General features: G+C 66.6%; 21 protein-coding genes. 18 read left to right on the top strand and 3 right to left on the bottom strand.

From position 1 onward, the window contains the following. Positions 1-361: 361 nt before the first annotated feature. From QSJ95_RS31945 to QSJ95_RS31935, 3 genes are read left to right on the top strand one after another with little or no spacing between them, the layout of a single operon-like run. On the top strand, positions 362-1189 hold the full coding sequence (locus tag QSJ95_RS31945; protein WP_034075623.1) for an HTD2 family dehydratase: 828 nt from the start codon (positions 362-364) through the stop codon (positions 1187-1189). Positions 1190-1234: 45 nt separating this feature from the next. Beyond that, positions 1235-2398 (top strand): acyl-CoA dehydrogenase family protein, encoded by a 1164-nt coding sequence (locus tag QSJ95_RS31940; RefSeq protein ID WP_023101141.1) that lies wholly within the window; start codon positions 1235-1237, stop codon positions 2396-2398. A gap of 10 nt (positions 2399-2408) precedes the next feature. Then, entirely contained in the window at positions 2409-3218 is an 810-nt protein-coding gene (locus QSJ95_RS31935) for an HpcH/HpaI aldolase/citrate lyase family protein (RefSeq protein ID WP_023101140.1), read from the top strand. 249 nt (positions 3219-3467) lie between these two features. On the opposite strand, the gene QSJ95_RS31930 is transcribed toward QSJ95_RS31935, so the two are convergent. Next, positions 3468-4706 (bottom strand): OprD family porin, encoded by a 1239-nt coding sequence (locus QSJ95_RS31930; RefSeq protein ID WP_058487238.1) that lies wholly within the window; start codon positions 4704-4706, stop codon positions 3468-3470. A gap of 282 nt (positions 4707-4988) precedes the next feature. Here QSJ95_RS31930 and QSJ95_RS31925 point away from each other — a divergent pair, with 282 nt between their 5' ends. The 12 genes from QSJ95_RS31925 (at position 4989) to QSJ95_RS31870 (ending at position 16511) form a co-directional block, all read left to right on the top strand. Then, positions 4989-6185: an acetyl-CoA C-acetyltransferase gene (locus QSJ95_RS31925; RefSeq protein ID WP_058487239.1), complete on the top strand. Its 1197-nt coding sequence runs from the start codon at positions 4989-4991 to the stop codon at positions 6183-6185. 8 nt (positions 6186-6193) lie between these two features. Then, positions 6194-7063 (top strand): alpha/beta fold hydrolase, encoded by an 870-nt coding sequence (locus QSJ95_RS31920; RefSeq protein WP_058487240.1) that lies wholly within the window; start codon positions 6194-6196, stop codon positions 7061-7063. Between the two features lie 45 nt (positions 7064-7108). Next, a complete protein-coding gene (locus QSJ95_RS31915) occupies positions 7109-7999 on the top strand; it encodes an MBL fold metallo-hydrolase (protein ID WP_058487241.1) in 891 nt (296 codons plus the stop codon). A 129-nt stretch (positions 8000-8128) separates the two neighbouring features. Beyond that, positions 8129-9031, top strand: coding sequence for a LysR family transcriptional regulator (locus QSJ95_RS31910; RefSeq protein ID WP_058487242.1), 903 nt, complete (start codon positions 8129-8131; stop codon positions 9029-9031). Positions 9032-9155: 124 nt separating this feature from the next. Next, positions 9156-10208: a cyclase family protein gene (locus QSJ95_RS31905; RefSeq protein WP_058487243.1), complete on the top strand. Its 1053-nt coding sequence runs from the start codon at positions 9156-9158 to the stop codon at positions 10206-10208. A gap of 12 nt (positions 10209-10220) precedes the next feature. Beyond that, a complete protein-coding gene (locus QSJ95_RS31900) occupies positions 10221-10922 on the top strand; it encodes an SDR family oxidoreductase (RefSeq protein ID WP_058487244.1) in 702 nt (233 codons plus the stop codon). Between the two features lie 184 nt (positions 10923-11106). Then, positions 11107-11811, top strand: a complete 705-nt coding sequence (locus QSJ95_RS31895) for a 3-oxoacid CoA-transferase subunit A (RefSeq protein WP_064987623.1) — start codon at positions 11107-11109, stop codon at positions 11809-11811. Between the two features lie 2 nt (positions 11812-11813). Beyond that, positions 11814-12518, top strand: coding sequence for a 3-oxoacid CoA-transferase subunit B (locus tag QSJ95_RS31890; RefSeq protein ID WP_023101130.1), 705 nt, complete (start codon positions 11814-11816; stop codon positions 12516-12518). A 10-nt stretch (positions 12519-12528) separates the two neighbouring features. Beyond that, a complete protein-coding gene (locus QSJ95_RS31885) occupies positions 12529-13416 on the top strand; it encodes an acyl-CoA thioesterase (protein ID WP_023101129.1) in 888 nt (295 codons plus the stop codon). A gap of 193 nt (positions 13417-13609) precedes the next feature. After that, entirely contained in the window at positions 13610-14908 is a 1299-nt protein-coding gene (locus QSJ95_RS31880) for an MFS transporter (protein ID WP_043273567.1), read from the top strand. 16 nt (positions 14909-14924) lie between these two features. Further along, on the top strand, positions 14925-15203 hold the full coding sequence (gene catC, locus QSJ95_RS31875) for a muconolactone Delta-isomerase (protein ID WP_023101127.1): 279 nt from the start codon (positions 14925-14927) through the stop codon (positions 15201-15203). Between the two features lie 63 nt (positions 15204-15266). Further along, positions 15267-16511, top strand: coding sequence for an acetyl-CoA hydrolase/transferase family protein (locus QSJ95_RS31870; protein ID WP_023101126.1), 1245 nt, complete (start codon positions 15267-15269; stop codon positions 16509-16511). A gap of 396 nt (positions 16512-16907) precedes the next feature. Here QSJ95_RS31870 and QSJ95_RS31865 read toward each other — a convergent pair whose 3' ends face one another. Next, positions 16908-17699, bottom strand: a complete 792-nt coding sequence (locus QSJ95_RS31865) for a helix-turn-helix transcriptional regulator (RefSeq protein ID WP_023436190.1) — start codon at positions 17697-17699, stop codon at positions 16908-16910. A gap of 130 nt (positions 17700-17829) precedes the next feature. On the opposite strand from QSJ95_RS31865, the gene QSJ95_RS31860 reads away from it, so the two are divergent. The 3 genes from QSJ95_RS31860 to QSJ95_RS31850 all read left to right on the top strand — a co-directional run bounded on the left by QSJ95_RS31860 (position 17830) and on the right by QSJ95_RS31850 (position 21031). Continuing rightward, entirely contained in the window at positions 17830-18645 is an 816-nt protein-coding gene (locus tag QSJ95_RS31860; protein WP_023101124.1) for a carbon-nitrogen hydrolase family protein, read from the top strand. 81 nt (positions 18646-18726) lie between these two features. Further along, a complete protein-coding gene (locus QSJ95_RS31855; protein WP_058487235.1) occupies positions 18727-19821 on the top strand; it encodes a polyamine ABC transporter substrate-binding protein in 1095 nt (364 codons plus the stop codon). Positions 19822-20032: 211 nt separating this feature from the next. Continuing rightward, a complete protein-coding gene (locus QSJ95_RS31850) occupies positions 20033-21031 on the top strand; it encodes an NAD(P)H-dependent flavin oxidoreductase (RefSeq protein WP_058487236.1) in 999 nt (332 codons plus the stop codon). A gap of 180 nt (positions 21032-21211) precedes the next feature. Here QSJ95_RS31850 and QSJ95_RS31845 read toward each other — a convergent pair. Beyond that, on the bottom strand, positions 21212-21390 hold a 179-nt coding region (locus QSJ95_RS31845; RefSeq protein WP_285646893.1), incomplete at its 5' end, for a transposase.

Raw genomic sequence — 21390 nt, 5'->3', positions numbered from 1 at the left:
GATTGTCTTCGGCAACGAAGTCATCCAGGCATTCCGGCAGCAAGCTGACCTGTGTCCGGCTCGCTTCCTCGATGAATCGCTTCATACGCCGCCCCCGCTGACGATGCTCCAGCAACTCTAGGCGAGGGCGACGTTTTCACACAGCCTGGGTCGGTAGTGGCCTCTCATCAAGGGCTGCAATCGGCCAGGAGCGGGCACTCCCTCATTAACAGCGATCTGCAGCGTTATAGAGAGAAAAGGACCGACAATAACGGGCCACGTATTAGCCTGGGCTTCAACCGGACTTCGGCAAAATCGAATTCCTCCACCTCCGCGCTCGCCAGCATCATGCCAGGCATCTCACTCAACGCGGATACAAGGCATGACCGACTTCGATCCCTCGGAATGGCTGGGGCGTACCCAGGAAGTTCACGACCAACTTAGCCGCAACCTCGTGCAACGCATCGCGGCTACCTTCAATGCATCGGCGCCGGCCCACGGCGAAGAGCTGCCATGGCTCTGGCACTGGTGCTTCTTCAACGATCAGGTGGCGGGCAACCGTCTGGGCCCGGACGGCCACCCGGTGCTGGGTACTTTCATGCCACCGGCCCACGGGCGCAATCGCATGTGGGCAGGCGGCCGGCTGGATTTCCTCGAACCCTTGCGGATCGGCGCCGAAGCCTGGCGCAAGACGCGTATCGAGCGCATCGAGGAGAAGGCCGGGCGCACCGGTTCGCTGCTGTTCGTTACCCTCGCCCACGAGTATTGGCAGGACCGTCAACTGTGCCTGCGCGAGGAGCAGGACATCGTCTACCGCGAGCCCTCGCCGCCCAAGCTCGGCGCAGGCGAGCCCTCGCCCCAGATGGGTTGGGAAGAGCGCATCGCGCCTGACCCCACCCTGCTCTTCCGCTACTCCGCGGTGACCTTCAACGCCCACCGCATCCACTACGACTGGCCCTACGTCACCGGCGCCGAGGGCTACCCCGGCCTGGTGGTGCACGGCCCACTGACTGCAACCCTGAGCCTCGCTGCCTTCGCCCGCGCCAACCCGCTGGCACGCCTGCGCCGCTTCAGCTTCCGAGGCGTGCGCCCGTTAATCGCACCCGAGCCGTTCCAGGTGGGTGGACGCCACACCGAACCCGGCGTAGCCGAACTGTGGGCCGCCAATTCCACCGGCGTGTGCCAGCGCGCCGAAGTCCTGTTCGACTGACCCTGCCCCGCGTCCATCCCGCTGACGCAGCCCAAAGGAAGAGCGATGAACCACCACGACAACGAAGAACTCAATGCCATCCGCGAAGGCGTGCGCGCCCTCTGTGCGGAGTTCCCCGCCGAGTACTGGCGCAAGGTCGATGAAGCGAAAGGCTTCCCCGAAGCCTTCGTCAAGGCCATGACCGAGGCCGGCTGGCTGTCGGCGATGATCCCCGAGGAATACGGCGGCTCCGGCCTGGGCCTGGCCGAGGCCTCGGTGATCCTCGAGGAGGTCAACCGCTGCGGCGGCAACTCCGGGACCATCCACGGGCAGATGTACAACATGTTCACCCTGCTGCGTAACGGCAGCGAGGAGCAGAAGCGCTACTACCTGCCCAAACTCGCCAGCGGCGAACTGCGCCTGCAGTCCATGGGCGTCACCGAGCCGACCACCGGCACCGACACCACCAAGATCAAGACCACCGCCGTGCGCAAGGGCGACAAATACGTCATCAATGGCCAGAAGGTGTGGATCTCGCGGGTGCAGCACTCCGACCTGATGATCCTGCTGGCCCGCACCACGCCGTTGGCCGAGGTGAAGAAGAAGGCCGAGGGCATGTCGATCTTCCTGGTCGACCTGCGCGAGGCCATCGGCAACGGCCTGACCGTGCAGCCCATCGCCAACATGGTCAACCACGAGACCAACGAGCTGTTCTTCGACAACCTGGAAATCCCCGCCAGCAGCCTGATCGGCGAGGAGGGCAAGGGTTTCCGCTACATCCTCGACGGCCTCAACGCCGAGCGCACGCTGATCGCCGCCGAATGCATCGGCGACGGCCGCTGGTTCATCGACAAAGCCAGCCAATATGCCCGCGACCGCGTGGTGTTCGGCCGCCCCATCGGGCAGAACCAGGGCGTGCAGTTCCCCATCGCCGAGGCGCACATCGAGGTGGAAGCGGCCGACCTGATGCGCTGGAAGGCCTGCGCGGAATACGACGCCGGGCGCAACGCCGGGGCCGCGGCGAACATGGCCAAGTACCTGGCGGCCAAGGCCAGCTGGGAGGCGGCCAACGCCTGCCTGCAGACCCATGGCGGCTTCGGCTTCGCCAACGAATACGACGTCGAGCGCAAGTTCCGCGAGACGCGGCTGTACCAGGTGGCGCCGATCTCCACCAACCTGATCCTCTCCTACGTGGCCGAGCACCTGCTCGAACTGCCGCGCTCGTTCTGACGGAGGCCACATGCAACTGGACAAGCTGCGCAGCGCGCTGTTCGTGCCGGGAGATCGCCCGGAGCGCTTCGCCAAGGCCCTGGCCAGCGGCGCCGATGCCGTGATCGTCGACCTGGAGGATGCCGTGCAGGCGTCCGCCAAGGCCCAGGCGCGCGAACATCTGCGCGCCTTCCTCGACGCCCACCCCGACGCCGGCGTCTGGGTACGGGTGAACATGGCCGGGCACCGGGAACACGATGCGGACCTCGACCTGTGCCGTCATCGTGGCGTGGTCGGCCTGCTGCTTCCCAAGTCGGAAAGCGTCGAGCAGGTGGTCAATGCCGCCACGGTCGGCAAACCGGTACTGCCCATCGTCGAGAGCGCCCTGGGCCTGCGGGCGTTGCCGGAAATGGCACGGGTTGCCGGCGTGCAGCGCCTGACCTTCGGCGGCCTCGACCTGTGCCTGGACCTGGGCATCAGCGCGGGTACCCCGGTCGCAACGCGCCTGCTCGACCAGGTGCGCTACGAGCTGTTGCTGCACACCCGCCTGGCCGGCCTCGCCGCGCCACTGGACACCGTGTTTCCCGAGATCGCCAACCCCGAGGGCCTCGCCCGCTTCGCCCGCGATGCCCGAGATGCCGGTTTCGCCGGCATGCTGTGCATCCACCCGCGCCAGGTCATCGGCGTGCACCAGGCGCTGGCGCCAACCCGTGAACAGTTGGATTGGGCGCAAAAGATCGTCGGCGCGGCCCAAGGCAATGGTGCTTTCCAACTGGACGGGCAGATGGTCGATGCACCGGTGATCGAACGCGCCCGGCGCCTGCTCGCACTGCACGACTGACAGTACCGACCTCGCTTGCGCCGGCCCTCGTGGCCGGCTTTTTTTGCACCGCCGCCACCCCGCAGATGCGCTTGCGAGCAGATATCCAGGCAGCGCAAAGACGAACACCCGGTCCATCGTGGAGACCGGGCGTGCGTTTACCTCAGGGTAGGGATTCCGGCATCGGCAAGAGTTGGCTCGCCGTCCGGGCGCACCGGGCAAGCCCGGTGGATCGGGCAGCCGCCTTCTTGTGGAAGGCGGCCCCGCAACTCATTTCAGCGACAGCGTGTAAGAGAGGATCAGGCGATTCTCGTCCAGCTCGCCGGCGCCATCGGAGCGCACCGTCGCATTGCGCCAGCGCACGCCGAAATTCTTCAGCGGGCCGCTCTGCACCACGTAGGTGATATCCAGGTTGCGCTCCCATTCCTTGCCGGCCTTGCCGCCGATCTCATAGCCGTCGCCACGGATGTAGCGGTTGATCATGGTCAGGCCGGGGATGCCGAAGGCGCTGAAGTCCAGGTCATGGCGCACCTGCCAGGAGGTTTCCTGCGCGCGGGTGAAGTCGAGGATCTGCACCACGTTGGCACCGTAGGTGTCGGCATCCTGCAGGTACGGGAAGGGGCTATCGCCGCTGTTGTCCTGGTAGCCGACACGGAAGGTCTGCGCGCCGTAGTTGGCCGAGAGCATAGCGGTGGTCAGGCCGTTGTCGATGTCGCCACCACGGGCAGCGCCGTTCTCCGAGGAATCGAAGTAGCCCAGGTTGGCGCTCAGTACCCAGTCACCCACCTTGCGGCTGCCCTGGAAGCCCAGGTAGTTCTGCTCGTAGACATCCTGCAGTTCGGCACGCCAGTAGGCGAGGTTGACCGTCGGCGAAAAGGCGTAGGTAGCGCCGAAGTAGTCGAAGTGATCACCACTGACGTTGTAGTTGCCGGCGATGATCTCGTCGTGGTTGCCACTGGAGTTGCGGAAGTTGACCTTGTCGAAACGGCCCAGGTCCAGGGTCAGGTTGTCGATGTCGCTGGAGGTCAGCGTGGCGCCGTTGTAGATCGGCGGCAGCAGGCGCGCATCGCTGGAGAGCAGCACCGGCGTCTTGGGGGTGAAGCCGCCGACCTTCAGCTCGGTCCTGGCGATCTTCACCTTCGCCACGCCCGAGAGGTCGCTGTAGCTGCCAGGGCCGGAATCGCCGAAGCGGTTGGGCAACAGGCCGGTGCCGGCGCGGGCGTCGGAGGAATCGAGCTTCAGGCCCAGCGCGCTGTACAGCTCCAGCCCCACGCCGACGGTGCCTTCGGTGTAGCCCGACTTGGCGCTGAACATGAAGCCCTGGGCCCACTCCTCGCGCTTGGATTGCGGCGCGTTGTCCTGGCGGAAGTCGCGGTTGAAGTAGATGTTGCGCAGGCCGAGGTTGACGCTGCTGTCCTTGATGAAGTCGGCATGGGCCAGCGCCGGGAGCGCCAGGGCCGGCGGCAGCGCGAGCAGGCCGCAGAGCCGGGCCAGAGAAGGATTCTGCATGGAGGTATCCGTGTTGGTTGTTGTTGTTTTCGAATGACCCGGAAGGGGAACGCCGGGGTGCGCAGAAGGATGCAAACGCGAAGGCACGGACAGGTATTGGGTTTTTCTTAAGGAGCCGTTTCACGAAAACGAAGAGCGCCTCGCAGCCCAGGCGGGCGCGGCGACTTAAGCAATGCGGAAGGCAGGCTTTTGCGATGCGAAATTGCCCCACCTGCGTCACCTTGCCCATGCTGGCCAGCATTCCCCTGGCAAGCCCATTCCCCCAAGAACAAGGCCGACCCCATGCACGACGCGCTGATCGTTTCTCCCCTGCGAACCCCCATCGGCAAGTTCGGCGGCGCCCTCGCCCCGCTGACCGCCGACCAGCTCGCCGCCGGCATCATCCAGGCCCTGCTGCAGCGCCTGGACATTCCCCCGGCGACACTGGACGAGGTGATCGTCTCGCAGTCCTATGCCTCCAGCGAGGCGCCCTGCATGGGCCGCTACGCCGCGCTGGCCGCCGGCCTGCCGCTGGAAGTGCCCGGCTATACCCTCGACCGCCGCTGCGGCTCCGGCCTGCAGGCGCTGGCCGACGCGGCGATGCACGTGCAGACCGGCCACGCCCAGGCGGTACTGGTGGTGGGCGTGGAGAGCATGAGCAACATCGAGTACTACAGCACCGACATGCGCTGGGGCGCCCGCGCCGGCAGCGTGAAATTCCACGACCGCCTGGAGCGCGGCCGCGAGCGCTCGCAGCCGCACGAGCGCTTCGGCTACATCTCCGGCATGCCCGAGACGGCCGAGAACCTGGCCCGCGACTACGGCATCAGCCGCGAGGAAGCCGACCGTTTCGCCGTGCGCAGCCACCGCAATGCCGCCGCCGCGTGGCGTGACGGACGCTTCGCCGAGGAAGTCGTGGCGGTCGACGTACCCGGAAGGCGCGGCAGCCTAACCAGCGTGTCGATGGACGAAGGCATCCGCGAGGACGCCAGCCTGGAAAGCATGGCCGGCCTGCGCGTGCTGCGGCCCGACGGCGTGTGCACGGCGGGCAACTCCAGCCAGCAGAACGACGCCGCCGCGGCCTGCCTGGTGGTCTCACCGGACTACGCCCGACGCCACAACCTCAAGCCGCTGGCGCGCCTGGTGGACTGGGCGGCGGCCGGCTGCGACCCCGCGCGCATGGGCATCGGCCCGGTACCGGCGGTGGAGAAGCTGCTGCAACGCACCCGGCGCACGCTGGCCGAGATGGACCTGATCGAGGTCAACGAGGCCTTCGCCGCCCAGGCGCTGGCCGTGCTCAAGGCCTGGGGCCTGGAGCATGACGAGCGGGTCAACGTCAACGGTTCGGGCATCTCCCTGGGCCACCCGATCGGTGCCACCGGCGTGCGCATCATGACCACCCTGCTCCACGAGATGCAGCGCCGCGGCGCACGCTACGGACTGGAAACCCTGTGCATCGGCGGCGGCCAGGGCATGGCCGCGCTGTTCGAGCGGTTGTGAGGGCCGCCATGAACTGGATCGAAGTCAACCAGGCCGCCCTGCGCTACCAGTTGCTGCCGGCCGAACGCCCCGACACGCCGGTGCTGGTACTCATCCACGAGATGGGCGGCAGCCTGGAAAGCTGGGACGACCTCTGCGCCACCCTGGCCGGCGAACTCACGCTGCTGCGCTACGACACCCGCTGCGCCGGGCTGTCGGAAAAATTTCCCGGCGAGCTGGCCATCGACGATCACGTGGCCGACCTGGCAGCCCTGCTCGACGCGCTGCGGATCGATACCCCGGTCGCGCTGATGGGCGTCGCTGTCGGCGCAGCCATCGCCATCCGTTTCGCCGCCCGGCATCCCCGGCGCAGCCAGCAACTGATCGGCCTGGCGCCGGCCTGCGGGGTCGCCGCTTCGGCCCGCGATGCCACCCGCCAGCGCGCTGCCGCGCTGGGTGAAGAAGGCCTGGGCGAACTGGTGCCGGCGCTGCTGGAAAAGACCTGGCCGGCCCCGCTGCGCACCGATGCCGGGCGCTTCGACGCCTTCCGCCTGCGCTGGCGCGCCGCCGATCCCCAGGGCTTCGCCGCGACCTTCGCCATGCTTGCCGGCCTGGAGCTGGAAAGCGACCTGCCGCGCCTTCCGCAACGCACCCTGCTGGTGGCCGGCGAATACGACGCCCTGCGGCCCCCGGCGGAAATCGACCGCCTGGCCCGATTCGCTGCACAGATCGAGCCTTTGCAGGTAGCCTCCGGGCATTTCATGCCGCTGCAGAGCCCGCGCCTGGTCGCCGCGCTGGTGCGCGGCTATGTATGCGCCGGGTTGTCCGGCTCGGCGATCTACCGGACCTTCATCGAACACCCCCGGCACCGCATCGGCGCCAGTGGCCATGCCGCCTGAGGCACACCGTGATAGCTGAACAACGACAATGAGGAACCATGCCCCATGATGCAGTCGCGCATGATCGGTGACATCAAGGTCACCCGCCTACTCGAATACGCAGGCCCCACCCACGATCCGGCCTTCCTCTTCCCGCAGATGGACGGCCAGGTGCTGGAAGAACACCGCGAGCTGATGGCGCCGAACCACTGGATTCCGCACATGAACAAGCTGATCGTCACCATCCAGTTCTGGATCGTGCACGTGGGCAGCGAGATCGTGGTGATCGACACCGGCGTCGGCAACTTCAAGCCGCGCCCGGGCATCGCGCGGATGAACATGCTCAACGGCCTGGTGCGCGAGTGGATGATCGCCGCCGGCGCGCCGCCGGAGAAAGTCACCCACGTCGTCATCACTCACCTGCACGCCGACCATGTGGGCTGGAACACCACCTGGAAGGACGGGCGCTGGGAACCGACCTTCCCCAACGCCACCTACCACTTCCCCAAGGACGACTTCGACTTCTGCCACCAGGGCAAGAACCGGGAAGGCGGCGTCATCGACGTGTTCGGCGAATCCTTCTTCGACAGCGTGATGCCCATCGTCGATGCCGGCCTTGCGCGGATGATGCTGCCCGGCGAGGAAATCGCCGACTGCCTGCAGGTGCAGGCAGCGCCCGGCCACAGCCCCGGCCAGGTGATCTTCAAGGTACGCTCCGGCAACGAGGAAGGCATCTTCTGCGGCGACATCCTGCACAGCCCGGTGCAGATCGTCCGCCCGGACATCAACTCCGGCTACTGCATCTGGGAAGACACCGCCCGGCAGACGCGCCTGGCCTTCCTCAACGAGGCCGCCGACTCCGGCGCGCTGATCCTGCCGGTGCACTTCGGCGAGCCCCATTGCGGCTTCATCCGCCGCCAGGGCGAGGGCTTCCGTTTCGAGGCGGCCCACTGGTGAGCCCGCCGCCCGCGCCGCGCCCTGTGCGGCGCGGGCGGCGCATGGCGGCGTTGAGGCGACGAACACCGTCTATGCAGGCCATTCACCAGCCAGTACCGTGGCATACCACTTGGCAAGAAGTACCTGACCATGGCGATGCATTTCGATATCACGGATTTCCGGCTGTTCATCAACATCGCGGAAACCAGCAGCCTCACCCGCGGCGCGGAGCGCTCCTTCCTCTCCGTGCCGGCCACCAGCAACCGCATCAAGAACCTCGAGGACAACCTCGGCATGCGCCTGCTGGAGCGCTCGCCCCAGGGCGTGACCCTGACCAACGCGGGCAAGACCTACCTGCAGCACGCGCGCATCATCCTCTCCCAGCTGGAGATGCTCACCGGCGACCTGCAGCAGTACGCCGAAGGCCTCAAGGGCCAGTTGCGCCTGCTGGCCAACACCACGGCCATTACCGAATACCTGCCGCCGGTGGTGGGCGAATACCTCAAGAGCCACCCCGACGTGCACATCGACATGCGCGAGCGCCTGAGCGACGACATCGTGCGCTGCATCCGCGACGGCAGCGCGGACCTGGGCATCGTCTCCGGCAGCGTGGTCACCGACGGCCTGCAGAGCGTGCCGCTGGTGAGTAGCCGGCTGATGGTCATCGCCCCCGAAGGCCACCCGATCCTCGAAGGCGGCGAGGTGTATTTCAAGCAAGCCCTGCAGTACGCCTTCGTCTCCCTGCTCGAAGGCAGCGCCATCCACGTCTTCCTCAGCCGCGCGGCGGCGGCGCTGCACATCCCGCTGACCCTCCGCGTGCAGGTCGCAAGCTCCGACGCCATCTTCCGCATGGTCGAGGCCGGCGCCGGCATCGCCATCGTGCCCCAGGCCGGCTTCGAGCGGCTCAAGGGCAAGCAGAAAATCGGCTCGTGCAAGCTGCTCGACCCCTGGGCGGTGCGCACCTTCCAGCTCTGCGCCCAGGACTTCGACGGCCTCTCGGCCTTCGCCCGCGACTTCGCCGACAGCCTGATCGACTGCTACCGCGCGGCTTAACCCCAGGTTAAGCCTCCCTTTCGAAGAGGCCAATTGTCCGCCCCAAACGAGTCTGGGAGCCTTGTTGCACAAGGACGCGCCACGTTCCAGGGCGCTCCGCGACCAACAATGACAAGGACCACCCATGGCCGAACAACGCTGGAAGAAACGCCCCGAGGGCTCCAACTGGGGCGACTTCGGCCCCGACGACCAGAGGGGGCGGCTGAACCTGCTGACGCCGCAGAAGGTGCTGCAGGGCATCGCCGAAGTACGCGAGGGCCTGGCCTTCTGCCTCAGCCTGCCGCTGGACTACCCCGGCGGCAACGCGATGAATGTCAACCGCCTGCCGCCGATCCTGCGCCCGCTGCTGCGCAAGGGCGGGGTCAACATGAACTACCAGTACCAGCTGATCCAGCAAGGCCGCCCCGACGTGCTCAGCGACGACCTGGCGATCCTCCACCTGCAGTACTCCACCCAGTGGGACGCCCTCTCCCACGTCGGCGCGCTGTTCGACGCCGATGACGACGGCGTGCCCGAGCCGCTGTACTACAACGGCTTCAGCGCCGGCGGCGACATCGAAGGCCCCAGCGACCTCGAAGACTGCGGCATCGCCGGGCCGATCAAGCCCCACAGCACCTCCTGCGCCCACGCCCTGGGCATCGAGCGCATGGCCGAAACCTGCGTGCAGGGCCGCGGCGTGCTGATCGACCTGCACCACCACTTCGGCCTCGAGCGCACGCACATCGGCTACGACGAGCTGATGCGGGTGATGGACGCCGACAAGGTGGAAGTCGAGGCCGGCGACATCGTCTGCCTGCACACCGGTTACGCCGACGCCCTGCTGGGGATGAACCGCAACCCCGACCCGGCGGTGCTGGAACGGCTGGCCGCCGTGCTCGACGGCCACGATTCGCGCCTGTTGAACTGGATCACCGACAGCAACCTGGTGGCCATCGCCGCCGACAACTACTCGGTGGAGATCTTCCCCGCCGGCCATGCGGGCGACTGCTGCTCGGTGATGCCGCTGCACCACCACTGCCTGTTCAAGCTCGGCGTGCACCTGGGCGAGCTCTGGCACCTCACGCCGTTGGCCAACTGGCTGCGCGCCAACGGCCGCAACCGCTTCCTGCTCACCGCCCCGCCGCTGCGCCTGCCCGGCGCCGTGGGCGCGCCGCTCAACCCCATCGCCACAGTCTGACGGAGTTCCACCGTGCCCAGAGAACGCGTACTCATCACCGGAGGCGCCTCCGGCATCGGCGCCGCCATCGTCCAACGCTGCCGCGAGGATGGCTTCGAGCCGGTGATCATCGACCGCATCGGCGACGGCCTGATCGCCGACCTCACCGACCCCGCCGCCACTGCCACCGCCCTGGAACAGGCCCTGGCCGATGGCCCGATCACCCGCCTGGTGAACAACGTCGGCATGGTCTGCCCCAACCCCGCAGACGAGCAAAGCCTCGAAGAACTGGAGCGGGTCTGGGCGCTGAACGTCCGCTGTTCGCTGCAGTGCATGCAGGCGCTGCTGCCGGGCATGAAGGCCGCCGGTTTCGGGCGCATCCTCAACATGTCCTCGCGCGCCGCGCTGGGCAAGGAGCTGCGCAGCGCCTACGCGGCCACCAAGGCCGGTTTGCTGGGCATGACCCGCGTCTGGGCGCTGGAGCTGGGCCGGCATGGCATCACCGCCAATGCCATCGGCCCCGGCCCCATCCGTACCGAGCTGTTCGAGCGCGCCAATCCGCCGGATAGCCCGCGCACCCGGGCGATCATCGATAGCGTGCCGGTCAAGCGCCTGGGCGTGCCGGACGACATCGCCCAGGCGGCCTCGTTCTTCCTCGATGCGCGCGCCAGCTTCGTCACCGGCCAGGTGCTCTACGTGTGCGGTGGCATGACCGTCGGTGTAGCCGCCGTCTGACCTGCCTCACCCTGCTGGCCCGCCTCATCAGCAGGCCAGCAGCTTGTTAATCCGCGGTTAAACACCCCTTCCGCAGACTGAAATTGTGACCCCCAGGGCGCGCTGGCAAGCTGGTTTCCAGGCGCGATGAAGGCCGGAAAAGGCCGCATCCGCCTGCGATGAAAACGAAAAAGGACCCGCAGTCATGATCGACAAGCTTTGCCCCAGTGCCGCCCAGGCGCTGGCCGAGATTCCCGACGGCGCGATCATCGCCGTGGGCGGCTTCGGCGGCGCCGGGATGCCCGAGGACCTGATCGATGCGCTGATCGCCCAGGGCGCGCGCGACCTCACCCTGGTGAGCAACAACGCCGGCCAGGGCGACACCGGCCTGGCCGCCCTGCTCAAGGCCGGCCGCGTGCGCCGGATTCTCTGTTCCTACCCGCGCATGGTCGGCTCCCACGTGTTCGAGGAACTGTACCGTGCCGGCAGGATCGAGCTGGAGATCGTCCCCCAGGGCAACCTCGCCGAGCGCCTGCGCGCCGCCGGCTGCGGCATCGGCGGGTTCTTCACTCCCACCGGCTACGGCACCCTGCTCGCCGAAGGCAAGGAAACCCGCCTGATCGACGGCCGCCACTACGTGTTCGAAACGCCGATCCACGTCGACTACGCGCTGATCAACGCCGAGGCCGGCGACCGCTGGGGCAACCTGGTGTACCGCAAGACCGCGCGCAATTTCAGCCCGGTGATGGCCATGGCCGCGCGCCACACCATCGCCTCGGTAGGCCGCGTCTGCGCCCTGGGCGAGATCGACCCGGAACAGGTCGTCACCCCCGGCATCTTCGTCAAACACATCGTGCAGCGCACCCGCGCCGTCGCCCCCAGTGAAGTCGACCGCAGCAAGGCAGGTTGAGCATGGACAAACAGACCCGCAACGCCATGGCCGCCCGCGTGGCCCGCGACATCCCCGAAGGCGCCTACGTCAACCTGGGCATCGGCCTGCCGACCCTGGTGGCCAACCACCTGCCGGCGGACAAGGACATCTTCCTGCACAGCGAGAACGGCGTGCTCGGCCGCTGGACCGGTGCCAAGCCCGGCGAGGAAGACTGGGACATGATCAACGCCGGCAAGGAGCCCATCTGCCTGTCGCCGGGCGCGGCGTTTTTCCACCATGCCGACTCCTTCGGCATGATGCGCGGTGGCCACCTGGACATCTGCGTGCTCGGCGCCTTCCAGGTTGCGGCCAACGGTGACCTGGCCAACTGGCACACCGGCTCGCCGGACGCCATCCCTGCCGTCGGGGGCGCCATGGATCTGGCCATCGGCGCCAAGCGTATCTTCGTGATGATGGAGCACTTGGCGAAGGACGGAGCGTGCAAGCTCATCGAACACTGCACCTACCCGCTCACCGGCATCGGCTGCGTCAGCCGCGTGTACACCGACCTCGCCACACTGGAGATCACCGCCGAGGGCGTGCAGGTCATCGAGCTGGCGGGCGAGACCACGGCCGAGGCGCTGCAGGCCGTCACGCCGATCCCGCTGGACTTCTCCACGCTGCGCAGCCGCCCTGCGCGGGCCTTGAGCCCGAGCGCCGAGCGGGCGCTGGGCAGCTCCACCTGAGGACGCCGCCGTGAGCACCTTCGACCGTGCAAGAGCCTGGGATCAGGGCGATCTGACACAGCTGCTGAGCCTGGAAGACGGCCCGCAGGACACCTTCCGTGCCACCGTCAACGACAGCAACGTCAACGGCCGCGTGTACGCCGGACAACTGCTCGGCCAGGCCCTCTGGGCCGCCGCGCAGACCGTGCCGCACCGCGTGCCCAGTACCCTGCAGGCCACTTTCCTGCAGGGCGCGCGCCCCGAGGACGCGCTGGAATACAAGGTGGAGGCGCTGCAGGATGGCCGGCGCTTCTCCAGCCGGCACATCTACGGCGTGCAGGGCACCGCGCTGGTGCTCAGCGCCCACGCGACCTTCCAGCACCCCGGCGAATGCATCGATGCGACGCCACGCCTAGAGCGCGAGGTCCCGCCCCCGGAAAGCCTGCCGGACCTGCGCGAACTGGCCGAGCGCTACCCCGGCCAGGGCGAGGCGGCGCAGGTGCGTTTCACCGGGCAACCACTGCTGGATATCCGCCCGGTGAACCCCGCGGTGTACTTCGGCCGCACACCGTCGCAGAACGAAATCGCCTACTGGGTACGCCTGCTGCAACCGCTGACGGCCGAAGGTTGCCTGCACCATGCGGCGCTTGCGTATCTCTCCGACTGCTGGTTCAACGGCGCCCTGACACCCCCTGCGGGTGCAAGGGAGCTGTGGCAACGGCACTACGTCGCCAACCTCAACCACACGCTGTGGTTCCACACCCCCGAACCGGCCTGCGACGACTGGCTGCTGTTCGTCAGCCAGGCCACCCGCAGCCTGGCCGGACGCGGCCTGGCGCTGGCGCACATCTACCGCCGCGACGGCCGCCTGATCGCCAGCATGGCCCAGGACCTGCTGATTTCTCCGAGGACCGACTGACCGCTTAACCCGACCCAAAGGCAGGCTTTCGCAAAGGCAAATGGGCGCGCGAAGCAATCTGCCGCATGCTCGCTTCACGAACCGAGCCCCGCCCGCCTGGCGGTCAGCTCGCACGACGAGCGCCACCCAAACGCTGCAACCGCGGCCACGCGCCGCGAACCGACACCCAATAACAATAAGGACGGTAATCACCATGTTCGACTGGTACAAAACCGGCTCCCGGCAGGAGCGCAAGACCTTCTGGGCCTGCTTCTCCGGCTGGGCGCTGGATACCTACGACGCGCAGATGTTCAGCTTCCTGCTGCCGGCGCTGATGGCGGTCTGGCAGATCTCCAAGGGCGAGGCCGGCATCGTCGGCACCGCCGCGCTGCTCTCGGCCTCCCTAGGCGGCTGGATCGCCGGCATCCTCAGCGACCGCTATGGCCGTGTGCGCATCCTGATCTTCACCATCTGCTGGTTCACCCTGTTCGGCTTCATCGCCGGCTTCACCCAGAGCTATGAGCAGATGCTGGTGATCCGCACCCTGCAGGGCCTGGGTTTCGGTGGTGAGTGGGCGGTCGGCGCGGCGCTGATGGCCGAGGTCATCCGCCCGGAACACCGTGGCAAGGCACTGGGCTTCGTGCAGAGCGGCTTCGCCCTGGGCTGGGCCGCCGCCGCGGTGATCATGACTGGCCTGCTCGCCTGGCTGCCGCAGGATCTGGCCTGGCGCGTGGCCTTCTGGGTCGGCGTGATTCCGGCTGGCTTCGTGCTGTTCATCCGCCTCCACGTGAAAGATCCGGAGATCTACCGGCAGGCCACCGCCAAGGTAGAAGAGAAGGCCTCGATGCTCTCCGCCTTCCGCCCCGCCGTGATCCGCCTGACTCTGCTGGCCGCCGTACTGGTCACCGGCCTGCAGGCCGCCGCCTACACCATCATGGCCTGGCTGCCGACGCTGATGGTCTCCGAGCGCGGGCTCAAGCCTGGCCCGGTGATCTTCACCATGCTGATCATGTGCGCGGGCGCTTTCGCCGGCTTCATGGTCACCGCCTGGATCGCCGACCGCTACGGCCGTCGCCCCGCCCTGCTGCTGTTCAGCGTCGGCGCTTGGATCTTCACCGTGGTCTACATGCTGGTGCCGATGAGTACGGAACTGCTGATGGCCATGGCCTTCCCCGTGGGCGCTTTCGCCACCGGCATCTTCGCGGTGCTCGGCCCGTTCCTGAGCGAACTCTTCCCCACCCATGTGCGCACCACCTGCATGGGCTTCTCCTACAACCTGGGCAAATCCCTGGGCGCGCTGTCCATCGCCGGCGTCGGCGTGCTCTCCGAGAAGATCGGCCTGGCGCAGTCCATCGGCACGTTCTGCCTGGTGGCCTACGCACTGTCCGTGACCGCCGTGCTGCTGCTGCCCGAAACCCGTGGCGTACGCCTGCAGGATGTCGACGCCAAGGTCATGAACGACGGCGAAAGCGAGCCCTCCAGCGGCGCCCAACTGTCCCAGAGCAAACTCTGACACCCGAGGAATCACCATGCTGTACTGCGTAAGAATGGACGTGAACATTCCCCGCGATATCCCGGCCGAGGAAGTCGAGGCGATCAAGGCCGCCGAGAAGGCCCGCGCCACCGAAATCCAGCGTTCGGGGAAATGGCCGCATCTGTGGCGCGTCGTCGGCCAGTACTCGAACATCAGCGTGTTCGACGTAGAGAGCAACGACGAGCTGCACGCTCTGCTCTCCAGCCTTCCGCTGTTCCCCTTCATGACGATACAGGTCACCCCGCTGGCCAGGCACCCCTCCTCCATCGCCTGACTCTGGCGGCGGCTCTTCCGGGCCGCCGCCGTCTTCCCACGACTTTCAGGATGCGGCCACGCCATGCCAATGCTGCTGCAAGCGGACGCGCTCGACCTCAGTGAACTGATCCGCCCCGGCGATACCGTACTCTGGGGCCAGGCCAACGCCGAACCCCTGCCACTGACCCAGGCCCTGATGGAGCAACGCGCGCGCATCGGCCGCTTCCGCGTCATGCTCGGCATCGCCAGCAGCCGGACCTGTGGCCCCGAACATGCCGACGTGGTCGATTTCCTCGCCTACTGCGGCGCCGGCGCCAACCGCGAACTGGGCAACGCCGGGGCGCTCGACATCCTGCCCAGCCACTATTCGCAACTGCCCGGGCTGATCGCCAGCGGAGCCCTGCGCATCGACGTGCTGATGCTGCAACTGGCACCCGCCGACGCCAATGGCCGCTACAGCCTGGGCATCGCCCACGAATACCTGCTGCCTGCATTGGACCATGCGCGGGTGGTCATCGCAGAAGTGAACCAGCAGGCACCACGCACCTTCGGCGAACGCACGCTGGGCGAGGCAGACCTCGACGCCATCCTGCACACCGACCGGCCTCCACTGGAAAATCCCCCGGCACGCATCCGCGAAGCGGACACCCGTATCGCCGCGCACATAGCCGAGCTGATCGACGACGGCGCCACCTTGCAGATCGGCATCGGCGCCATCCCCGACGCGGTGCTCGGCGCCCTGCGCGCCCATCGCGACCTGGGTGTGCATTCGGGCAGCCTGGGTGACAGCGTCGCGCAACTGATGCAGGCCGGCGTGATCACCAACGCCTGCAAGAGCCGCGACCGGCATGCCAGCGTAGGCGGGGTGCTATTGGGCAGCCGGGTGATCCACGACTACGCCCACGACAACCCGGCCATCCAGTTGCGCTCTACCGCCTATACCCACGACGCGGACGTGCTCGCCAGCCTGGACCGCTTCGTGGCGATCAACTCCGCCGTGGAGGTCGACCTCACCGGCCAGATCAACTCGGAAGTCGCCGCCGGCAGCTACGTCGGCGCCGTGGGCGGTGCCTTGGACTTCCTGCGCGGCGCTGCTCGCGCCAAAGGCGGCCTGCCCATCATCGCCCTGCCCTCCACCGCAGGCAGCGGCAGCCGCATCGTCGCCCGACTCAACGGCCCCGCCACCATCCCGCGCAGTGACGCCGGGTTGATCGTCACCGAATTCGGCGTCGCCGACTTACGTGGCAAGACTATTCGGGAAAGAGTGGCATGCATGCTGGAAATCGCCCACCCGCGACACCGTGCGGCGCTGGAGGCACAGCTCTAAGCTCGCGCTGGGCATGACGGTCGACTTCCGCTTTTTACGACCCAGCGATCCGCCATGAAGAAATCGAAGCTTCGAAGGAATGTCCGCTGAGGCTCGGAAACGAGCCTTGACACCGGCTCCCACCCAGGCAACTGCCCTCCTCGGAACTTGCCATGCACGGCCAGCACCGGCCTCCGCGGTTCACCGTGGAGGTTGCCGTTGGCGGAAGTGCCGACGGTTTGGTGGCAGCCCTTGTCGAACCGGTTATCGAGGTTCGGCGTCGTCGACCGGTGCTCATGGCGTCCACTACGGAAGAATGGAATTGCCTCGCAATCTATCCATCGCCTCTCGAACGCCTGGCGGCCCAGGCAAGTACAGCCGATAGCCGCCGTTGTGCCCCTCCGCTATCGGCCCGGGCTAGCGAGTGCTCTGCGCGTTATGGAAGATCTTGAAGAGGTCCGACTGCGACTTGATCTTGAGCTTGGCGTAGACGTGCCGCCGGTGGACCTTCACGGTCTCGGCGGAAATGTCGAGCTTCGCCGCCGCCTCCTTGTTGGAGCAGCCGCTGAGGACGAGGCGGATGACGTCCAGTTCCCGGGCGGTCAGGGGCGTGCCCAGGCGCGCCATCATCTGCTCCAGGTTGCCCTGCCAGCGTTCGCTTGGCCGTGAGGGCGGCTCGTTGACGCCGGCCTCGAAGAACAGGCGCTGGCGCATCAGCGCGCAGACCCAGGGGCGTATCAGCTCGAGCAGCGCGACCTGCTGCGGTTCGAAGCGCGAGCGGCTGCCCAGCGACAGGCACAGGCTGCGCTCCCCATCGAGGGCAACGTTGTACTGCACCTCGTCCTCGACCACGTTGTGGGTGAAGTACAGCCGGTAGTATTCCGTGTCGCGGAAGCATTCCGGGGCCACCTCGCAGAGGCGGAACAGGCCGCTTGCCGGCTTCTCGCGGTTGGCGACGTAGAAGGGGTCGAGCAGGTACAGGCCCTGCACGTAGTCGTGGAACAGCGGGTCGGGACCGCCGCCCTCGTAGGGGCTTTCGGCGAATATCCGCGGGCGGTCGTCGCTGAACAGCAGCGCCACCCAGCTGCCCAGCGCCATGTGGTCGCCCAGCACCTGGGCCATGGCGCGCCAGAAATCGGGCTGGTCGAGGCGTTCGGCCAGTTGCCCGAAGGCCCGGTGCCAGCCCACGTCCAGGAGCGTCAGGTTCATGCGGGTACCCCCGGGGTTAATCAATCGGCGGAATAGGAAATTCGGTGGCGGCTCGCATACTTGCAGCGGCCCCTCGGAAAAGTCCCCGACTTTCCCACTGTGGCCCCGGTTCATCAACAAGGTCCGAACAATGAAGCTTGAACTCGTGCAACAAGCCGCCCGCGACGGCGACACCTCGTACAACCTCCACCGCATCCTACAGGCCATCGCCGGCTGCTCGCCGGACACGGACATCGTGGTGTTCCCCGAGGCGCAGATCACCGGCTTCCTCAACGCGCAGAACATCGCCGGCAACGCCGAACCGCTGGATGGCCCGAGCCTGCAGGCGGTACAGCGTGCCGCACGGGAGCGCGGCGTGGCGGTGGTCGTCGGGTTGATCGAGAACGACGGCGGCAAGTTCTACAACACCACGGTATTCGTCGCCCCCGAGGGCCTGCTGCTGAGCTACCGCAAGACCCACCTGTGGGTCTCCGAGCCGGGCCTGGTGCTGCCTGGCGACCGCTTCGCCACGCTGCAATGGCGCGGCGTGCGCATCGGCCTGCTGATCTGCTACGACAGCGAGTTCCCCGAAAGCGCCCGCGCCCTGGCCGAGCTGGGCGCCGAGCTGATCCTGGTCAGCGACGGCAACATGGAGCCCTTCGGCCACGTGCACCGCACCTCGATCGCCGCCCGCGCCCAGGAGAACCAGGTGTTCGCCGTGGTGGTGAACCGCGTGGGCGAAGGCGAGGACGCCATCACCTTCGCCGGCTGCAGCGCGGTGGTCGACCCCTTCGGCCATACCCTGTTCGAGGCCGGCAACCGCGAGTGCCGGCACTTCGTCGAGCTGGACTTCAGCCAGGTCGCCAGCGCCCGCGAACTCTACGACTACCAGGCGGAAAAGCGTTTCCGCCTGCCCGGGGAACGCATCGAGCACGCCGATGGGCGTCATGAACTGCTGATTCCCTGACCTCACCAGCACCTTTCGCTACCTGCCAACAAAAACACACCGCCGGCCGTCTCCCCTGGGACAGGCCGGCCAGGAGCCCCCATGAAACACCTGCGTCTTTTCTCGTTCGGCCTGGCCTCCCTGCTCGCACTGGGCAACGCCCACGCCGAGCCGCCGACCGTGCACCTGTACAACTGGTCCGACTTCCTCGCCCCGGAAACCGCCAAGGAGTTCCAGGCCGCCACCGGCACCACGCTGGTCCAGGACGTCTTCGACGATGCCGAGGTGATGGAAAGCAAGCTGATGGCCGGCCGCAGCGGCTACGACGTGGTCATCATCCCGGACGATCTGATCCCCAACTTCGCCAAGGCTGGCGTGCTGCAGGAGCTGGACCGCTCGCAATTGGGCAACTGGCCGCACCTGAACGCCGAAGTGCTGCGCAAGCTGCAGGTGAACGATCCGGGCAACCGCTACGCGGTGCCCTACATGTGGGGCACCACCGGCATCGGCTACAACCTGGACAAGGTCGCGCAACGGCTGGGGCCCGATGCCCCGGTGGACTCCTGGGACCTGATCTTCAAGAAGGAAAACATCAGCAAGCTGAGCGCCTGCGGCGTGGCCATGCTCGACGCGCCAGTGGAGATCATCCCCATCGCCCTGCACTACCTGGGGCTGCCGCCCAACAGCAAGAACCCCGACGACTACAAGAAGGCCGAGGCGCTGCTGCGCGACATCCGCCCCTATGTCCGCTACTTCGACTCCTCGAAATTCCCCTCCGACCTGGCCAACGGCAACATCTGCGCCGTGGTCGGCTGGGGCGGTTCGGTCTACGGCGCCAAGCAGACCGCCGAGCGCGCCCACAACGGCATCAGGATCGCCTACAGCATCCCCCGCCAGGGCGCGCCGGTGTGGGTGAACAACATGGTGCTGCTGAAGGACGCGCCTCACCCGCAACAGGGCTACGCCTTCATGGACTACATCCTGCGCCCGGAGATCACCGCCAGGAACTCCAACTACGTGGGCTACCCCAACGGCAACAAGGACGCCACCGCCCTGATCGACGCCCAGCTGCGCGACAACCCGGCGCTGTACCCATCCAAGGAAGTCATGAGCACCCTGTACCCGCTGGAAACCCTGCCCCTGCGGCTCGAGCGCGTGCGTACCCGCATGTGGACCAGGATCAAGACGGGTACCTGACGGGCTGGGTCCAGGCCATGGAGGATGTGCGAGGAGTGTCTTGCGCATCCTTTTTGGGTCGATTGGCGTCGCAGGGCACTTTACTACTGAACAATTGTTCAGCTATAAGTTCGCAACCTTCCGGCTCTGCGCGGCACCACCCTGTGGGGTCGATTTCCTTTGCCCGGCTCGGCTTGCCCGCCCCGTGTCGTGAATGAACTGGAGTGCTCCCATGCGAAGCCCATTGTTCAAGACCCGTATCACTGAAATGCTCGGCATTCGCCATCCCATCCTTTGCGGAGGCATGGGGCCCGGTCTCTCCGACGCGACCTATGTCGCGGCTGTAGTCAACGCCGGCGGAATGGGATTCATCGTTGCCGCCGGCTTCCCTGATCCGGAAGAATTTCGTGAGCAGCTGCGGAAGTGCCGCCAGCTGACTTTCGGAAAACGGTTCGGCGTGAACCTCTACCTTTCAGGGCAAGCCAAGGCGGCTGGGCGTCTGCAGGAGCAAGTGAAGATTCTTGCGGAAGAGGATGTCCTCTGCGTCGAGACTTCTGGCGCAAGTCCCGAAGGTATTCTTCCAGCCCTGCGGGATGCGGGTATCAAGGTGCTGCACAAGGTTCCCGCGGTCCGTTACGCGCGATCGGCTGAACGGCTTGGCGTGGATGCAGTGATCGTCGTCGGCAATGACTGTGGAGGCCATCCGGGGACTTATGGCATCAGCAGCATGGTCCAGGCGCCCCATGCCTCAAAGGAGATATCCATCCCGTTGGTGATTGGCGGAGGAATGGGAACCGGCCGCCAGTTGGCTGCCACACTCATGATGGGGGCGGACGCCGTCCTGATGGGTTCGAGGATGCTGGTCTCCGAGGAACTGTGGATCCACCGCCGATACAAGGATCTGCTGGTTAAAAGCGATGGTACCGATAGCGTCGTTGTAAAGACCGGGCTGCGGCAGCATCACAGGGTGCTGAACAACGAAAGCGCAAAAGCAGTTGCAGCCCTGGATGCGACGGGGACCAGCGACTTCGAACGCTACCGCCCACACGTCATGGGGGCGCTGACCACCCAGGCATACCTGACCGGCGACAGCAGCCTTGGCATGCTCGACTATGGCCCGTCAGTGGTATTTGCCGATGCCGTACAGCCGGTGGAAGCCATCTTCGATGAAGTTCTCGACGATGCACGGCAGGCGATGCTTCGCTTTGAAGGGCTCTGCTGCCAGGCCTGAACGTCCGCTGCGGGTCCAGGCTGTGTGAAAAGAGCAAAACTCGGGGTTCTGCATCGCTCCTGGTCCATGGCAAAGGCTGAGATGGGGTTTGGGCCGAAATAGCGTTCTGCTTGCGGTAGTGGGTCATCTGAGGTCTCCGATCGCCTCGGGAGACGACAAGGAACGTGGAAAAAGTCCTTCTCAGGACTGCAAGGCCGCCACCGCTTCGCGGATGCCCAAGATGCTCATCAGTCGTTTGAGGTTGTAGGCGAGCACATGCAGGCTCATCTCGGTGCTCACTCGGGGTAGCGTTTTGGTCAGGAAGTGCGTCGAGCCCATCCAGTGCTTGAGCGTGCCAAATGGATGCTCGACGGTCTGGC

It is taken from the genome of Pseudomonas sp. NBRC 100443, from assembly GCF_030268185.1.
GTDB lineage: Bacteria > Pseudomonadota > Gammaproteobacteria > Pseudomonadales > Pseudomonadaceae > Pseudomonas > Pseudomonas citronellolis.
This window is presented reverse-complemented; position numbering and strand designations above follow the sequence as displayed.

Coding starts and splice junctions, on each gene's coding strand:
- QSJ95_RS31945 (WP_034075623.1), top strand. CDS start 362: ATGACCGACTTCGATCCCTCGGAATGGCTGGGGCGTACCCAGGAAGTT.
- QSJ95_RS31940 (WP_023101141.1), top strand. CDS start 1,235: ATGAACCACCACGACAACGAAGAACTCAATGCCATCCGCGAAGGCGTG.
- QSJ95_RS31935 (WP_023101140.1), top strand. CDS start 2,409: ATGCAACTGGACAAGCTGCGCAGCGCGCTGTTCGTGCCGGGAGATCGC.
- QSJ95_RS31930 (WP_058487238.1), bottom strand. CDS start 4,706: ATGCAGAATCCTTCTCTGGCCCGGCTCTGCGGCCTGCTCGCGCTGCCG.
- QSJ95_RS31925 (WP_058487239.1), top strand. CDS start 4,989: ATGCACGACGCGCTGATCGTTTCTCCCCTGCGAACCCCCATCGGCAAG.
- QSJ95_RS31920 (WP_058487240.1), top strand. CDS start 6,194: ATGAACTGGATCGAAGTCAACCAGGCCGCCCTGCGCTACCAGTTGCTG.
- QSJ95_RS31915 (WP_058487241.1), top strand. CDS start 7,109: ATGATGCAGTCGCGCATGATCGGTGACATCAAGGTCACCCGCCTACTC.
- QSJ95_RS31910 (WP_058487242.1), top strand. CDS start 8,129: ATGGCGATGCATTTCGATATCACGGATTTCCGGCTGTTCATCAACATC.
- QSJ95_RS31905 (WP_058487243.1), top strand. CDS start 9,156: ATGGCCGAACAACGCTGGAAGAAACGCCCCGAGGGCTCCAACTGGGGC.
- QSJ95_RS31895 (WP_064987623.1), top strand. CDS start 11,107: ATGATCGACAAGCTTTGCCCCAGTGCCGCCCAGGCGCTGGCCGAGATT.
- QSJ95_RS31890 (WP_023101130.1), top strand. CDS start 11,814: ATGGACAAACAGACCCGCAACGCCATGGCCGCCCGCGTGGCCCGCGAC.
- QSJ95_RS31880 (WP_043273567.1), top strand. CDS start 13,610: ATGTTCGACTGGTACAAAACCGGCTCCCGGCAGGAGCGCAAGACCTTC.
- catC (WP_023101127.1), top strand. CDS start 14,925: ATGCTGTACTGCGTAAGAATGGACGTGAACATTCCCCGCGATATCCCG.
- QSJ95_RS31870 (WP_023101126.1), top strand. CDS start 15,267: ATGCCAATGCTGCTGCAAGCGGACGCGCTCGACCTCAGTGAACTGATC.
- QSJ95_RS31865 (WP_023436190.1), bottom strand. CDS start 17,699: ATGAACCTGACGCTCCTGGACGTGGGCTGGCACCGGGCCTTCGGGCAA.
- QSJ95_RS31860 (WP_023101124.1), top strand. CDS start 17,830: ATGAAGCTTGAACTCGTGCAACAAGCCGCCCGCGACGGCGACACCTCG.
- QSJ95_RS31855 (WP_058487235.1), top strand. CDS start 18,727: ATGAAACACCTGCGTCTTTTCTCGTTCGGCCTGGCCTCCCTGCTCGCA.
- QSJ95_RS31850 (WP_058487236.1), top strand. CDS start 20,033: ATGCGAAGCCCATTGTTCAAGACCCGTATCACTGAAATGCTCGGCATT.